This window comes from Streptococcus sp. SM5 (assembly GCF_027497975.1).
In genome coordinates this window covers 92,017-106,139 of sequence record NZ_JAJNSC010000004.1, presented here as the reverse complement: position 1 = coordinate 106,139, position 14,123 = coordinate 92,017, and the positions used below count along the sequence as shown (strand labels likewise).

Genomic DNA, 14,123 nt, shown 5'->3' with positions numbered 1-14,123 from the left:
GAAATAATGAAATTGAATAGAGTAGTAGTAACTGGTTACGGATTAACATCTCCGATTGGCAATACACCGGAAGAATTCTGGAATAGTCTAAAAACTGGAAAGATTGGGATTGATAAGATTACCAAGTTTGATCACAGTGCTTTTGACGTCCATAATGCAGCAGAGATTAATGATTTTCCTTTTGACAAATATTTTGTAAAAAAGGATACCAATCGCTTTGATGACTATTCTTTGTATGCCTTGTATGCCGCTCAAGAAGCAGTTGACCATGCTAATCTTGACGTAGAAGCACTTGATAAAGACCGCTTTGGTGTCATCGTTGCATCAGGTATCGGTGGAATCAGAGAAATCGAAGACCAAGTCCTTCGACTTCACGAAAAAGGGCCAAAACGTGTTAAACCATTAACACTTCCCAAAGCCTTGCCAAATATGGCTGCAGGAAATGTAGCTATGCGCTTTGGTGCCAATGGTATCTGTAAATCTATCAACACAGCTTGCGCTTCATCAAATGATGCTATCGGAGATGCCTTCCGTTCTATCAAATTTGGTTTCCAAGATATCATGTTAGTTGGAGGATCAGAAGCTTCTATTACTCCTTTTGCAATCGCTGGATTCCAAGTATTGACAGCCTTATCAACTACTGAAAATCCAACTCGTGCTTCTATCCCATTTGATAAGGATCGTAATGGATTTGTCATGGGTGAAGGTTCAGGTATGCTAGTATTAGAAAGTTTAGAACATGCTGAGAAGCGTGGAGCAACTATCTTGGCAGAGGTTGTTGGTTACGGAAATACCTGTGATGCTTATCATATGACAGCACCTCATCCAGAAGGTAAGGGAGCTATCAAGGCTATCAAACTTGCCTTAGAAGAAGCAGGAATCAGTCCAGACCAGGTTGGTTATGTCAACGCACATGGCACCTCAACTCCAGCTAATGAAAAAGGAGAAAGTGGTGCTATTGTGGCTGTTTTAGGCAAAGAAGTTCCAGTATCATCAACTAAATCTTTTACTGGTCACTTGCTTGGGGCTGCAGGTGCAGTTGAAGCTATTGCTACGATTGAAGCAATGCGAAATAGTTATGTACCTATGACTGCAGGAACAACAGAATTATCTGACTATATTGAAGCAAATGTTATCTTTGGGCAAGGTTTGGAACGTGAGATTCCATATGCTATTTCAAATACTTTTGGATTTGGTGGACACAATGCAGTCCTTGCATTCAAACGTTGGGAGAATAAGTAAAGATGAATCTAAATGAAATCAAAGATTTGATGGCTCGATTTGACCAATCAAGTTTGAGAGAATTTTCTTATAAAAATGGAAGGGACGAATTGCAGTTCAGTAAGAATGAAGCAAGAATGGTTTCAGAATTTGCTCAGCCAGTTCAAACAGTTCATTCCCATCAGCCGATTGAAGCGATTGCCAAAGAACAATCAATAGAATCTGTTGCTACTAATTCAACACCAATAGCAGAAGAAACTCAAGTAGAATCAACAGTTGAGTATCAAGAAGCTGAAGGTGATCTTGTAGAGAGTCCCCTTGTTGGGGTAGCTTACTTGGCTGCTGGACCAGATAAACCATATTTTGTGAGTGTTGGAGATACTGTTAAAAAAGGCCAAACCTTGGTCATCATTGAAGCTATGAAGGTTATGAACGAAATTCCAGCACCTAAAGACGGTGTCGTAACAGAAATTCTTGTTGAAAATGAAGAAATGGTTGAGTTTGGGAAAGGCTTGGTACGTATCAAATGATTGATATTCAAGGAATTAAAGAAGCTTTGCCCCACCGCTATCCCATGCTCTTAGTTGATCGTGTTTTGGAAGTCAGTGAAGATACAATCGTTGCTATTAAAAATGTAACGATTAATGAACCTTTCTTCAACGGACACTTTCCAGCCTACCCTGTAATGCCAGGGGTACTGATCATGGAAGCCTTGGCACAAACAGCAGGCGTTTTAGAATTATCAAAACCTGAGAACAAAGGGAAACTCGTCTTCTATGCGGGTATGGACAAGGTCAAATTTAAGAAGCAAGTTGTACCTGGTGATCAATTAGTCATGACCGCTACATTTGTCAAACGTCGTGGTACAATCGCCGTAGTAGAAGCGAAGGCAGAAGTAGATGGTAAGCTAGCAGCAAGTGGAACCCTAACCTTTGCAATTGGAAACTAGGAGGTTATCCATGTTTCGAAAGATTTTAATTGCTAATCGTGGAGAAATCGCAGTTCGAATTATTCGAGCGGCAAGAGAGCTGGGAATTGCAACAGTTGCTGTTTATTCAACTGCTGATAAAGAAGCTCTACACACACTTTTAGCTGATGAGGCTATTTGTATCGGTCCTGGTAAGGCAACAGAGTCTTATCTAAATATTAATGCTATTTTATCTGCTGCAGTTTTAACCGAGGCAGAAGCTATTCACCCTGGATTTGGTTTTTTAAGTGAAAATTCCAAATTTGCAACTATGTGTGAAGAAGTCGGTATCAAATTTATTGGTCCTTCAGCTCGTGTAATGGATGTCATGGGGGATAAAATTAACGCCCGTGCTCAAATGATTAAGGCTAATGTACCCGTCATTCCTGGTTCAGATGGAGAAGTCCATACTGCAGAAGAGGCCTTGGCTATTGCAGAAAAAATTGGTTATCCTGTCATGCTGAAAGCTTCAGCTGGAGGTGGTGGTAAAGGAATTCGTAAGGTTGAAAAGGCAGATGATCTCGTATCAGCCTTTGAAACAGCCTCTAGTGAAGCCAAAGCAAACTTTGGTAATGGTGCTATGTACCTAGAGCGCGTGATTTATCCTGCCCGCCATATTGAAGTACAGATTCTTGCTGATCAAATGGGACATGTTATTCACCTAGGTGAGCGTGATTGTTCGCTTCAGCGGAATAACCAAAAGGTTTTAGAAGAAAGCCCTTCTATTGCGATTGGTAAGACACTCCGTAATGAAATAGGTGCTGCAGCAGTCCGTGCGGCGGAATCTGTTGGTTATGAAAATGCTGGGACCATTGAATTCTTACTAGATGAAGCAACTGGTAAATTCTACTTTATGGAGATGAATACTCGTATCCAAGTAGAACATCCTGTCACAGAATTTGTTTCTGGTGTGGATATTGTCAAGGAACAAATCCGTATCGCGGCTGGTCATCCCTTGACGTTAAAGCAAGAAGACATTGTTCTAAAAGGACATGCCATTGAGTGTCGTATCAATGCAGAAAACCCAGCTTTTAATTTTGCACCTAGTCCAGGTAAGATAAAAAATCTTTATCTTCCTAGTGGTGGTGTAGGCTTGAGAGTAGATTCGGCAGTTTATCCAGGCTATACTATTCCACCTTACTATGATAGTATGATTGCTAAAATCATTGTTCATGGTGAAAATCGTTTTGATGCACTTATGAAAATGCAACGTGCTCTATGTGAACTTGAAATTGAAGGTGTGGAGACTAATACTAATTTTCAATTGGATTTGATTTCAGATAGTCATGTAATTGCAGGAGATTATGATACCTCCTTCTTGATGGAAACCTTCTTACCAAATTATCAAGCTAAAAAATAAGTATTCTAGAGTATGAGACTGAAAAGGGGGATGTATGGCTCTATTTAGTAAAAAAGATAAATATATACGAATTACACCTAATCGTACGCAAAAAAAGCAAGCTAAACCAGTAGTGCCAGATGAACTGTTTTCTAAGTGTCCAGCTTGTAAACACACGATCTATCAAAAAGATTTGGGAAGTGAGCGTATTTGTCCCCACTGCAACTATACTTTCCGTATTTCTGCTCAAGAACGGTTGGATTTAACAGTTGAACCCAATAGTTTTGTAGAGATGTTTACTGGAATTGAAACTAAAGATCCTTTGAAATTCCCTGATTATCGTAAAAAACTAGCCCAAATTCGTCAGGAAACAGGTTTAGATGAGGCTGTTATAACAGGAACAGCTCTAATCAAGGGAGAAAAGGTAGCACTGGGAATTATGGATTCCAACTTTATTATGGCATCTATGGGAACAGTTGTTGGTGAAAAAATCACTCGTTTGTTTGAATTTGCAACTCTTGAGGGATTACCTGTCGTTCTCTTTACAGCATCTGGTGGAGCTCGTATGCAAGAAGGTATTATGAGCTTAATGCAGATGGCCAAGGTTTCTGCTGCTGTGAAACGTCATTCTAAGGCAGGTCTCTTTTATCTGACCATTCTTACTGATCCTACAACAGGAGGTGTAACGGCTTCTTTTGCCATGGAGGGAGATATCATCTTAGCAGAACCTCAAAGTTTAGTTGGTTTTGCCGGTCGCCGAGTTATTGAAAACACGGTGAGAGAAGATTTGCCAGAGGATTTCCAGAAGGCAGAATTTCTCCTGGAACATGGTTTTGTGGATGCGATTGTTAGACGAAGAGAACTACCAGATATGATCTCTCGATTAGTGAGACTACATGGGAGGAATCACAGATGAAGATTGCAAAAATTGTCAGAAAAGCACGTGAACAAAGTAGATTAACTGCTCTGGATTTTGCAGTGGGAATCTTCGATGACTTTATTGAATTACATGGGGATCGCTCTTTTAGAGACGATGGTGCAGTTATAGGTGGAATCGGTTGGTTAGGTCATCAAGCAGTAAGCGTGGTTGGTATTCAAAAAGGTAAAAGTTTACAGGATAATCTCAACCGTAATTTTGGACAACCTCATCCTGAAGGTTATCGCAAGGCCTTACGTTTAATGAAACAAGCGGAAAAATTTGGTCGTCCAATTGTGACATTTATCAATACTGCGGGTGCCTATCCTGGAGTAGGAGCAGAAGAACGTGGACAAGGAGAAGCGATTGCTCGAAATCTCATGGAAATGAGTGATCTTAAGGTCCCTATCATCGCAATTATAATCGGTGAAGGTGGATCTGGTGGAGCTCTTGCACTTGCAGTAGCTGACCGTGTTTGGATGCTAGAAAATTCTATCTATGCAGTTCTTAGTCCTGAAGGCTTTGCCTCTATCCTTTGGAAGGATGGAAGCCGTGCCATGGAGGCAGCAGAACTGATGAAGATAACCTCTCATGAACTTCTAGAGATGGAAGTTGTAGATAAGGTTATTTCAGAAAGTAGTCTCACTAGTAAAGATTTGTTAGCTCATGTAAAAAATGAACTAGAGCTAGAAGTAGAGCGACTAAAATCTATACCTTTAGAGAAGTTATTGGAAGAACGATACCAACGTTTTAGAAAATATTAAAAAGAAAGCTAGAACTGTGAAATAGTTCTAGCTTTTTGGCTTCTATAAAATACATTTCAGGATTAACAATTGACTGTTGAAGAAATAATTGCTAAAATAATCAAAAAAATATGTATACTGTTGAAATAAGTCAACAAAGATTTTTAGGAGTAAGTATGAAAAAACTAGGCCATTTGGGAATCTATACATTACTGGTATTTCTATCAATTTATCTACTAGATTTCAGTAGTCTTTATCTGGCTAAGATGTTTGTCTGGGGTATGGATGGCTATTCTATTATTGTAGCAGTAGAGCAACTAGCTCTTTTAGGACTAGTTATCTATTGGCTAAAAAAGAAAAGAATGCTCTATATTTTTGAAAAAAAGGGCTCGAAGAAATCCATATTCTTTTACCTTTTAGTTAGTTTAGTGGCTGCTTATTTTGTCCGTCAGTTGTTAAGTGCTTTTCACTTACAGTTTAGTCGCTTCATTAATAACAACTATATCTTTGAAGACCTTCTTTCGGTCCTATCCTTCAGTGAGCAATCTACTATTTTAACGACTTGCTTCTCTTTTATCTCAGTTGTCATTTTGGGGCCTATATTGGAGGAGATTGTTCATAGAGGCTATTTTATGAATACCTTTTTCCCTAAGTCCAAATACTACTTGGATGTCATCTTATCAGCTCTTATATTTGGGCTCAGTCATTTGGTATTGTCCCATCGCGACCCCATCAGTTTGATGATTTATTGTTTTTTCGGTCTTTTCTTTGCTTTAGTCTACCGTTGGACAAAGAATTTAAAAATCACCATCCTGTGCCATAGTTTTATTAACTTTCTCATTCATGCAGATTTCATCTGGTTGTTGCTTTCTAATTTAATCTATAATCGTTTTTTTTAGATAGCATTTGAGGAGACAAATAAAAAGTGTTTGATATCTATCAAACACTTTTTATATTTAATTTTCTTCAGTTACAAATTGACTGAGCAGTCCGTTAATGAAACGGGCTGATTTTTGATCTGAAAAGCTTTTTGCAAGCTCAATAGCTTCATTAACGGCCACGAGTTGAGGAGTATCAAAGGAAGTGATTTCAAAAACTCCTAAACGAAGAATACTTTTTTCAACCAAGGTTAAACGCTCAATTGTCCAACCTGTTTTCAAGTGCTGAGTAATTTGTTTATCTAAATCCTCTTTTTGAGCTTGAACACCTGATACTAGATCTGTAAGAAAGTTAGGGAGTTTTACCTCTTCGTCTTCACGATCATGAGTGTAGGCAAAGCGACAAGCTGTCTCTAAATCAGAACCAAATTCAAGACTCATAAGTGCTTGGAAAGCACATTTACGTAGTTCGCGTCTAGATTCTAATAATGGACTAGTCATTGAGGAAGTCCTCATCAAACAAATCTTTTAATTCTGGTTTTGGAGTCTTATCGGGCACAATGCCAGCAACGTGAATGTTGACAGCAGAGATTTCGACATCTGCCATATTACGAACCGCATCCTTAACGGCTTTTTGGATAGCCATTGCTACCTTAGGTACCTTAACACCATACTCAAGGTAGAGATAGATATCAGCTGTCAATTCTTCGTCAGATTCTTTTAGATATACACCGCGACCAAGTGAGAGTTTTGAAATAGTATCAGATACTGATTTATTTGAGAAAGAGTGGACTCCTTCTACTTTGGCAGTAGCAATAGCGATGATTTTTTCAAGTACACGTGGGGCGATAACGATTTCGCCAAATTGTTCTTCAATTCCCATAGAATGACCTCTTTCTAGAGATTAAGCGCGAGAAACGTAAGTTCCTTCAGCAGTGTTAATCACAAGTTTTTGTCCAGCTTCGATAAAGTCAGGAACGTTGACGACAAGACCAGTTTCCATAGTTGCTGGTTTACCAGAACCTGTAACAGTCGCACCTTTAATAGATGGTTGAGTTTCAGCAACTGTCAATTCAACAGTTGTAGGTACTGTTACACCGATTACTTCAGTTCCGTAGAATTGGATTTTAACATCAGAGTTTTCAAGGATATAAAGCAATTCGTTTTCAACGTTAGCAACAGGAATTTCATACTGGTCGTATGTTTCAGTATTCATAAAGTAAGCTGTTCCATCCATTTTGTACAAGTATTGTGCTGGCACAGTTTCGATAATCGCTTGTTCAAATTTTTCCTCTGGACGGTAGCTAGTTTCAAATGTTGAACCAGTACGGACATCACGCAATTTCATACGCATGATAGTGTTTCCTTTACCTGGTTTGTGGTGGCTAGCTTCCAAAACACGGATCAATTTTCCGTCAGCTGTTTCAAAGGTCATACCAGCCTTTAGTTTACTTGCTTCAATCATGTTTATACCTCTTTTATAAATAGTTTACTCTTTATTGTATCATAATAGCCTAAAATTCTCAAATATCAGAGAAGATGAACTAGTTGACGGGTACAATATCCCCATTTTCATTTCTAGTTACTAATACATATTTTCCATCTACTTCGATGTAAAAGTTTTTACTTGCAGTTTGTTCTGAATTGGTTGATTGTTCAGGTTTATTGGTTTCTTCTGCAGGACTTGTTACTTCTTGATGAGTAGGTTCCACTGAGTTACTTGCTTGTTCGGGGATAATAGTCTGTTCAGGATTAACAGATTGTACTGGGCTAGCAACTTGTTCAGGATTTGCAGTTTGTACGGGAGTAACAGCTTGGTTTGGATCAGCGGGTTGTACCGGAGTATAGCTTTGATTTGGATTCATAGGTTGGGCCTGTTGGTTAATTTGACCACCGAGGGTTTGTCCTAGGTTCATTCCCATAATCATGTTCATACCATTGCCATTGCCTTCATTATTGGCAGCCGCAATGAGAGCTTCGTTACGAGCACGACGTTCTTCAATCTCAATCGTGTTGTATTTCATGGCAACTAGTTCGCTATCAAGTTTGCGAACAATTTCAAGACTTTCTTGGTCATAACTCAAGTCTTCAAGAAGGATATTGGTTGCTTCAATACCGTAAAGACCAGTCCATACCTTGTTGACTTCTTGTTTAGCGATTTCATTAAAAGTATCTTGATTAGCATTGAGGCTATAGATATCAACTCGGTACTCATTAGTAAATTTGGCAATTGCAATCGCAATTTTAGGAGAGATATTTTGTCGAAGAGTTCCTTGAGCAATATCTTGGAGTGTAAATGGTTTGTGATCTTCAATTTGTTGACTGATAGAGCTAACATAGAAAAGAACTGGATCCGCAACCTTAATATCAAACAAGCCGTAGAAACGAATGTTGAGCAATTGTTGGTAACGTTCACTGAAATACTCTACAGCATTTTGGGTACCAAATTTATTCCCTGCAATTGGTTGCATACGGATAAAGATGATTTCTTGTCGAGTAATAACTTGTCCACCAAAAGAGAAGCGGTTTTTGAAGTTTTCCCAAGTACCCTTGATTCCACCTTTTTCAAGGAGCCAAGCGTTATCACCTGCACGCCATTCATGGCTTCCAGCTTCAAGTACATCCCCTAGGAAGGTACCGTTATTGACAAGAATAGCAACATATCCTTGAGGAACAATAACAACAGAACCGTCTGTTAAAAGACCAGTATTTTGGTTGCTTTGTCTTGAACCACCGTCAGGATCTTTTGTAAGCAATAGTCCCTTGATGGCCATGACGTCTGAAGAGACGTGGTCTGGAAGTACAACGGCTTCCTTGAATTTGCTATCATTAAAACTATTTAGCCCAGCTGAAAGGGCAGCACGAATAAATCCCATAATTTCCTCCTAATTATAAAGTTCGTCTTCATCCACAACTTCATAGGTATCAAGAACCCATTGATTTGGACTACGTGTGAGTTCAGCTCCGCAATAATCGCATTGACTAATAGCTGAGATTTTAAGTGGAGCACCACAGTTTGGACAGTGGTCACTAACAGCTTCATCTTGGACATTGCTTTCAGTTTGACTGCCATGTTTGCGGATGAAGTTCATTTGATAAACTGTAAATAGATCTTGTTGAGGGTCTCCCTCGATAACCTTACGAGTCTTGTCTTCGATGACATAGTCTCTCAAGGTAGACGATAAGATAACGATCAAAGTATCATTTCCATCTGGATTTTCGTAGAAATCTTTGATTCGAACATTTTCAACGTAAACACGTTCCAAAACATTCGTTGTTTGAGATTGGATATAGTCTTCCAGTTGAGCACTGTGTTGAGAATAGAGGCTAGCACTTTCAAGTGAGCGCACCAAATTCCAATCTTTTTTAGTCCAGGCTGCCTGTAATTGGATGTAAACTTCTCTAACCCATGAAGTGAAAGCATCCGCATCAAAGTTTGGATCGCCATATTTAACACGACTAGTAGCTATTGTATTGTGTTCAACTCGACGATGGTTTGGGGGATAATATACAGTAGCGCGACTATAGGATTTTTCTGATGAGCTTTGATTACTTTTACTCTTTAGAAATAAGACAACTACATAAACACCTATTAAAAAGACTACAATTCCGTACAACTCTTGCTTAGAGAAACTCGAACTATAGGAACTACCACCAGAACGGTAGCTACTTCTGTAGGAAGAACTACCGCTATTACTACTGGAACGACTTCGGCTACTACTTGAACTGGAGCTACTGCGACTAGAGCTACCACTTCGAGAATGGCCGACACCTGCATCGATTGATTGTAGGGGTGTCACAAATAGAAGAAGCAAGCAAGTAGCGATAAGAGTATATAACTTTTTCATATGTCTCCTAACTATGTGAGTACAAAGTGCAAGGCCTCAAGCTAGAATTTTTATTAGCTTGTGACAGTTATATTATAATGAATCTTCTTTCAACTTAGCCAATTCTTGGGCAAGCAGTTTGAGGGCTACTTGTGGGTTGGCTTGGCCTTTGGTTGCTTTCATGAGGAATCCTGTGAAGGCCTTGTCAGCGTTTCGTTTGCCTGACTTGAAGTCGGCAACAGCAGCTTCATTATCCGCAAAGACTTGATGGATGATTGGAATCAAAACATCAGGATCTGAAATTTGAACTAAACCAGCTTTTTCAACGTATTCACGAGCACCTCCACCATTTTTAGCTAGGTGGACAAAGACTTTCTTAGCAATCTTAGATGAGATCGTTCCATCTTCGATGATAGCAATCATTTCTACCAAGTTTTCTGGAGTCAATTTGATTTGTTCAAGCGTCTTACCTTCAGCATTCAAGAACTGGGCTACTTCACCTTGGAGCCAGTTAGAGACTTGCTTAGCATCACCACCTAGGGCAACAGCTTTCTCAAAGAAGTCAGAAGTGACTTTATTGGCAGTCAACTGGCTAGCATCGTAGTCTGATAAACCAAGGTCAGAAATATAGCGAGCACGGCGCTCTTTTGGAAATTCTGGCAACTCAGTGCGCATTTCCTCAATCCACTCGTCTGAAATTTCAAAGAGTGGTAGGTCTGGTTCTGGGAAGTAGCGGTAGTCTGCAGCACCTTCCTTAACACGCATGAGAATAGTTGCTTTATTAGCTTCATCATAACGGCGAGTTTCTTGGCGGATTTGACCACCAGAACGAAGGATTTCAGCCTGACGTTGCACTTCGTATTCTAGACCCTTACGAACATTTGAGAAGGAGTTGAGATTCTTCAACTCAGTTTTGGTACCGAATTTTTCTTGACCATAAGGACGAAGGGAGATGTTGGCATCCACACGCATAGAGCCTTCCTCCATCTTAACGTCAGAAATACCAGCATATTGGATAACTTCTTTAAGGGCTGTTAGATAAGCGTAGGCTTCTTCTGGTGAACGCATGTCTGCTTCAGATACAATCTCAATCAATGGTACCCCTTGACGGTTGAGGTCAACATAAGAGTAGCCATCTGTACCGTGGGTGTTTTTACCTGCATCTTCTTCTAAGTGAGCACGTTCAATACCAATTTTCTTAGTCGTACCATCTTCTAGTTCCACTTCGATCCACCCATTGTAACCGATTGGCTCATCAAACTGAGAGATTTGGTAGGCTTTAGGATTATCAGGGTAGAAGTAGTTCTTGCGGTCAAAATGCATCTTCTTGTGGATGTCCATGTTGAGGGCAAGAGCTGCTTTGATACCAGCATCGACAACACCTTTATTGAGAACAGGTAGTACCCCAGGGAAAGACCAGTCAATCACGTTTGTATTGGCATTTTGGTCATTCCCAAAGTGGGCAGAAGTAGGTGAGAAGATTTTTGAATTGGTGTTGAGCTCTACGTGGACTTCAAGTCCAATGACTGTTTCAAAGTTCATTAGTTATCACCTCCAAAAATCACGGGTTGTTGTTTGTGGTAATCTGTTGTTGCTTCAAAGGCAGCAGCAGCTTGGTAGATTGTTTCTTCTGAATACTTAGGACCAATCAATTGGAGTCCTACTGGTAGACCTTGAACAAATCCAGCAGGAATAGAAATCCCTGGTAGACCAGCCAAGTTGACAGGAATTGTTAAAAGGTCAGCCAAGTACATAGCAACTGGATCATGGTTGAGTGAATCCAAGTCGTAGGCAACGCTAGGAGCAGTTGGTCCCAAAATCAAGTCATAATCCGCAAAGACTTTTTCGAAATCTTGGATAATGAGGGTGCGAACTTGTCCAGCCTTCTTGTAGTAAGCATCATAGTAACCTGATGAAAGACTGAAAGTACCAAGCATGATACGGCGTTTTACTTCTTCGCCGAAACCTTGGCTACGGCTGTTTACATAGATTTCATCAAGATTAGTTGCATCTTCTGCACGATAGCCATAACGGATTCCGTCAAAGCGTTGCAAGTTTGATGAAGCTTCTGAAGAAGCAATAATGTAGTATACTGCAACCCCGTATTTAGAGTGTGGAAGGCTAACTTCTTCAACGATAGCACCGAGTTTTTCAAAGTGCTTAGCAGCGTTGAGGATAGATTCCTTAACCTCTGGGTCAATCCCTTCACCAAGATATTCCTTAGGCAAAGCAATTTTCATGCCTTTGATGTCTTGACCGATTTTTGAAGTAAAGTCAGCAATGCGGACAGGGGCAGAAGTTGAGTCTTTAGTATCTTCGCTAGCAATAGCATTAAGCAAGAGGGCATTTTCCTTAACGGTTGGTGCAAAAGGCCCGATTTGGTCTAATGAGCTACCAAATGCAATAAGACCAAAACGTGAAACTGTTCCATAGGTTGGCTTGAGACCAACAATCCCGTTGAAGGAGGCGGGTTGGCGGATAGAGCCACCAGTATCAGAACCAAGTGATAAACGGACTTGTCCAGAAGCTACTGCTGCAGCTGAACCACTTGATGATCCACCAGGAACCTTGCTGTGATCCCAAGCATTTTTAGTAGCACCGTAGTAAGAAGTCTCGCCTGATCCACCCATGGCAAACTCGTCCATGTTGGTTTTCCCGACGACAATCATGCCCTTAGCTTTTGCATTGGCAACAGCTGTTGCATCAAAGATAGGTTCGTAGTTATAGAGCATTTTTGAGGCTGCTGTTGTTAAGAGACCATCTGTAGAAATGTTATCCTTAACAGCTAGGGGAATCCCTGAAAGAACATTGTCAGCATCGATTCCAGCTTCATCAATGGCTTTAGCTTGTGCAAGAGCTTGATCTTCAGCGATAGTAACGAATGAATTAAGGGCTTCCTCACGAGATTTGATATCTTCAAGAGTTGCTTGAGTTAGTTCAGTTGCTGAAATTTCCTTAGAAACAAGGAGATTGTGCAACTCTTCAATGGTTTTATTGTTAAAAGTCATTAGGCATCTCCTCCATCATCTAGGATAGCTGGCACCTTGATATAGTAGTTATCTTTTTCAGGCACATTTTTAAATAAGCGGTCACGGTCTGTTCCTTCTTCAGCCACATCAGGTCGGAGGACAGTTTTACGGTCAGCCATAGTTGTAGTAGGTGCGACACCAGTTGTGTCGACTTCACTTAGCAATTCGACCATATCAACAATTTTTGAGAGTGTTGTTGCAAATGCAGCAGTGTCTTCTTCTGAGAATTTTAATTTTGAAAGATTGGCAACGTGAGTTACCTCTTCTTGCGTAATTTTCATCGGATATCCTTTCGTGAAATGATGATTATTTATCTGTTCTATTTTACCATATTTTCCTATAAATAAGGCAAGAGAAGCTGAAAAGAAATAGAAATTGAAAAAAGGATTTTAATTCGATATAATGGTTGAAATCAGTAGAAAGAATAACAGTAGTTTCTAGTTGGTAAAAAGGATGTAGAATTAATCAAACTAGAACATGTTAAGGATGAAACATGACGCTTTGGGAGTTGCTTTTTACCAGTAAAAAAACAGTCCCTCCACACTTGGGAGCCTGGTACTTTTTATTACCTACGTCTTTAGTAGTTATAACCGTTTTATCGATTCGTTATACCTCTTCTAAGCGCTATCGAGATTTTTGGTATTGGGGACAATTGATCCAATTGCTGATTATCAACGCTTGGTATATTTCGGCGCGCCTGCCCCTGTCTGAGGCTCTCCCTTTTTACCATAGCCGCATGGCTATGTGGATTATTCTTTTTGCTCCAAATAAGACATTTTTTAAACAATATTTTGCCTTGTTGGGAGTCTTTGGTTCTATCATGGCTTTAGTTTATCCAGTTTTTTATCCTTTTCCCTTCCCCCATGTTTCCTCGGTGAACAATGTTTTCGGACACTGGGCCCTCTTGGCTAACTGCTTGATTTATCTTGTTAGATATTATCACGTTGAAAATAGGGATATTTGGAAGATTTGTCAGATGACCTTTGGTGTCAATGCTATTATCTTTCTAGCTAATTTTGCAACAGGAGGGAATTATGGCTTTATGAGCAAGCCTCCTATGATTGGGGATCATGGCGGTTTGCTTAACTATTTGATAGTGACCAGCTTGATGATAGGAGTTATCATCCTCATCAATCAACTTGTTAAATATAAACATACAATCAGGAAGACAAAAATCTGAAATTTGTTACCATAAGGAGATTT

General features: G+C 39.8%; 16 protein-coding genes. 8 read left to right on the top strand and 8 right to left on the bottom strand.

Annotation, left to right across the window (positions count from 1 at the left end; all coding sequences use genetic code 11):
- The first annotated feature begins 6 nt into the window (after window positions 1-6).
- From fabF to PAN07_RS04325, 7 genes are all read left to right on the top strand, one after another.
- Window positions 7-1,242 carry a beta-ketoacyl-ACP synthase II gene (gene fabF / locus PAN07_RS04355; protein ID WP_269797225.1) on the top strand — a complete coding sequence of 412 codons (1,236 nt, stop codon included), beginning with the start codon at window positions 7-9 and terminating at the stop codon, window positions 1,240-1,242.
- Between the two features lie 2 nt (window positions 1,243-1,244).
- Window positions 1,245-1,751: an acetyl-CoA carboxylase biotin carboxyl carrier protein gene (gene accB, locus PAN07_RS04350; protein WP_269797224.1), complete on the top strand. Its 507-nt coding sequence runs from the start codon at window positions 1,245-1,247 to the stop codon at window positions 1,749-1,751.
- Window positions 1,748-2,170, top strand: coding sequence for a 3-hydroxyacyl-ACP dehydratase FabZ (fabZ, locus tag PAN07_RS04345; RefSeq protein WP_006145014.1), 423 nt, complete (start codon window positions 1,748-1,750; stop codon window positions 2,168-2,170). Before accB ends, fabZ begins: the two co-directional genes overlap by 4 nt.
- A 10-nt stretch (window positions 2,171-2,180) precedes the next feature.
- On the top strand, window positions 2,181-3,548 hold the full coding sequence (gene accC / locus PAN07_RS04340; protein WP_269797223.1) for an acetyl-CoA carboxylase biotin carboxylase subunit: 1,368 nt from the start codon (window positions 2,181-2,183) through the stop codon (window positions 3,546-3,548).
- 34 nt (window positions 3,549-3,582) lie between these two features.
- The gene (gene accD / locus PAN07_RS04335) at window positions 3,583-4,443 is read left to right on the top strand and encodes an acetyl-CoA carboxylase, carboxyltransferase subunit beta (protein WP_269797222.1); all 861 of its coding nucleotides are present in this window, start codon (window positions 3,583-3,585) and stop codon (window positions 4,441-4,443) included.
- A complete protein-coding gene (locus tag PAN07_RS04330) occupies window positions 4,440-5,207 on the top strand; it encodes an acetyl-CoA carboxylase carboxyl transferase subunit alpha (protein ID WP_269797221.1) in 768 nt (255 codons plus the stop codon). The genes accD and PAN07_RS04330 overlap by 4 nt, the downstream gene beginning before the upstream one ends.
- Before the next feature lie 155 nt (window positions 5,208-5,362).
- The gene (locus tag PAN07_RS04325; RefSeq protein ID WP_269797220.1) at window positions 5,363-6,085 is read left to right on the top strand and encodes a type II CAAX endopeptidase family protein; all 723 of its coding nucleotides are present in this window, start codon (window positions 5,363-5,365) and stop codon (window positions 6,083-6,085) included.
- Window positions 6,086-6,142: 57 nt separating this feature from the next.
- Here PAN07_RS04325 and nusB read toward each other — a convergent pair whose 3' ends face one another.
- The 8 genes from nusB to gatC all read right to left on the bottom strand — a co-directional run bounded on the left by nusB (window position 6,143) and on the right by gatC (window position 13,201).
- Entirely contained in the window at window positions 6,143-6,565 is a 423-nt protein-coding gene (gene nusB, locus PAN07_RS04320) for a transcription antitermination factor NusB (RefSeq protein ID WP_269797219.1), read from the bottom strand.
- Window positions 6,558-6,947: an Asp23/Gls24 family envelope stress response protein gene (locus tag PAN07_RS04315; RefSeq protein ID WP_075566411.1), complete on the bottom strand. Its 390-nt coding sequence runs from the start codon at window positions 6,945-6,947 to the stop codon at window positions 6,558-6,560. The genes nusB and PAN07_RS04315 overlap by 8 nt, the downstream gene beginning before the upstream one ends.
- Before the next feature lie 21 nt (window positions 6,948-6,968).
- Window positions 6,969-7,529 (bottom strand): elongation factor P, encoded by a 561-nt coding sequence (gene efp / locus PAN07_RS04310; protein WP_269797218.1) that lies wholly within the window; start codon window positions 7,527-7,529, stop codon window positions 6,969-6,971.
- A gap of 79 nt (window positions 7,530-7,608) precedes the next feature.
- Window positions 7,609-8,940 carry an SPFH domain-containing protein gene (locus PAN07_RS04305; RefSeq protein WP_269797217.1) on the bottom strand — a complete coding sequence of 444 codons (1,332 nt, stop codon included), beginning with the start codon at window positions 8,938-8,940 and terminating at the stop codon, window positions 7,609-7,611.
- Window positions 8,941-8,949: 9 nt separating this feature from the next.
- Complete coding sequence (locus tag PAN07_RS04300) at window positions 8,950-9,912, bottom strand: zinc-ribbon domain-containing transport protein (protein ID WP_269797216.1); 963 nt, start codon at window positions 9,910-9,912, stop codon at window positions 8,950-8,952.
- A 72-nt stretch (window positions 9,913-9,984) separates the two neighbouring features.
- Entirely contained in the window at window positions 9,985-11,433 is a 1,449-nt protein-coding gene (gene gatB, locus PAN07_RS04295) for an Asp-tRNA(Asn)/Glu-tRNA(Gln) amidotransferase subunit GatB (RefSeq protein ID WP_269797215.1), read from the bottom strand.
- Window positions 11,433-12,899: an Asp-tRNA(Asn)/Glu-tRNA(Gln) amidotransferase subunit GatA gene (gatA, locus tag PAN07_RS04290; protein WP_269797214.1), complete on the bottom strand. Its 1,467-nt coding sequence runs from the start codon at window positions 12,897-12,899 to the stop codon at window positions 11,433-11,435. Before gatA ends, gatB begins: the two co-directional genes overlap by 1 nt.
- Window positions 12,899-13,201 carry an Asp-tRNA(Asn)/Glu-tRNA(Gln) amidotransferase subunit GatC gene (gene gatC, locus PAN07_RS04285; protein ID WP_225750684.1) on the bottom strand — a complete coding sequence of 101 codons (303 nt, stop codon included), beginning with the start codon at window positions 13,199-13,201 and terminating at the stop codon, window positions 12,899-12,901. Before gatC ends, gatA begins: the two co-directional genes overlap by 1 nt.
- A 212-nt stretch (window positions 13,202-13,413) precedes the next feature.
- On the opposite strand from gatC, the gene PAN07_RS04280 reads away from it, so the two are divergent.
- Window positions 13,414-14,100 (top strand): TIGR02206 family membrane protein, encoded by a 687-nt coding sequence (locus tag PAN07_RS04280; RefSeq protein ID WP_269797213.1) that lies wholly within the window; start codon window positions 13,414-13,416, stop codon window positions 14,098-14,100.
- The last annotated feature ends 23 nt before the right edge of the window (window positions 14,101-14,123 follow it).

Coding starts and splice junctions, on each gene's coding strand:
- PAN07_RS04300 (WP_269797216.1), bottom strand. CDS start 9,912: ATGAAAAAGTTATATACTCTTATCGCTACTTGCTTGCTTCTTCTATTT.
- fabF (WP_269797225.1), top strand. CDS start 7: ATGAAATTGAATAGAGTAGTAGTAACTGGTTACGGATTAACATCTCCG.
- PAN07_RS04325 (WP_269797220.1), top strand. CDS start 5,363: ATGAAAAAACTAGGCCATTTGGGAATCTATACATTACTGGTATTTCTA.
- accB (WP_269797224.1), top strand. CDS start 1,245: ATGAATCTAAATGAAATCAAAGATTTGATGGCTCGATTTGACCAATCA.
- accD (WP_269797222.1), top strand. CDS start 3,583: ATGGCTCTATTTAGTAAAAAAGATAAATATATACGAATTACACCTAAT.
- gatC (WP_225750684.1), bottom strand. CDS start 13,201: ATGAAAATTACGCAAGAAGAGGTAACTCACGTTGCCAATCTTTCAAAA.
- PAN07_RS04315 (WP_075566411.1), bottom strand. CDS start 6,947: ATGGGAATTGAAGAACAATTTGGCGAAATCGTTATCGCCCCACGTGTA.
- PAN07_RS04280 (WP_269797213.1), top strand. CDS start 13,414: ATGACGCTTTGGGAGTTGCTTTTTACCAGTAAAAAAACAGTCCCTCCA.
- fabZ (WP_006145014.1), top strand. CDS start 1,748: ATGATTGATATTCAAGGAATTAAAGAAGCTTTGCCCCACCGCTATCCC.
- efp (WP_269797218.1), bottom strand. CDS start 7,529: ATGATTGAAGCAAGTAAACTAAAGGCTGGTATGACCTTTGAAACAGCT.
- PAN07_RS04330 (WP_269797221.1), top strand. CDS start 4,440: ATGAAGATTGCAAAAATTGTCAGAAAAGCACGTGAACAAAGTAGATTA.
- gatA (WP_269797214.1), bottom strand. CDS start 12,899: ATGACTTTTAACAATAAAACCATTGAAGAGTTGCACAATCTCCTTGTT.
- accC (WP_269797223.1), top strand. CDS start 2,181: ATGTTTCGAAAGATTTTAATTGCTAATCGTGGAGAAATCGCAGTTCGA.
- PAN07_RS04305 (WP_269797217.1), bottom strand. CDS start 8,940: ATGGGATTTATTCGTGCTGCCCTTTCAGCTGGGCTAAATAGTTTTAAT.
- gatB (WP_269797215.1), bottom strand. CDS start 11,433: ATGAACTTTGAAACAGTCATTGGACTTGAAGTCCACGTAGAGCTCAAC.
- nusB (WP_269797219.1), bottom strand. CDS start 6,565: ATGACTAGTCCATTATTAGAATCTAGACGCGAACTACGTAAATGTGCT.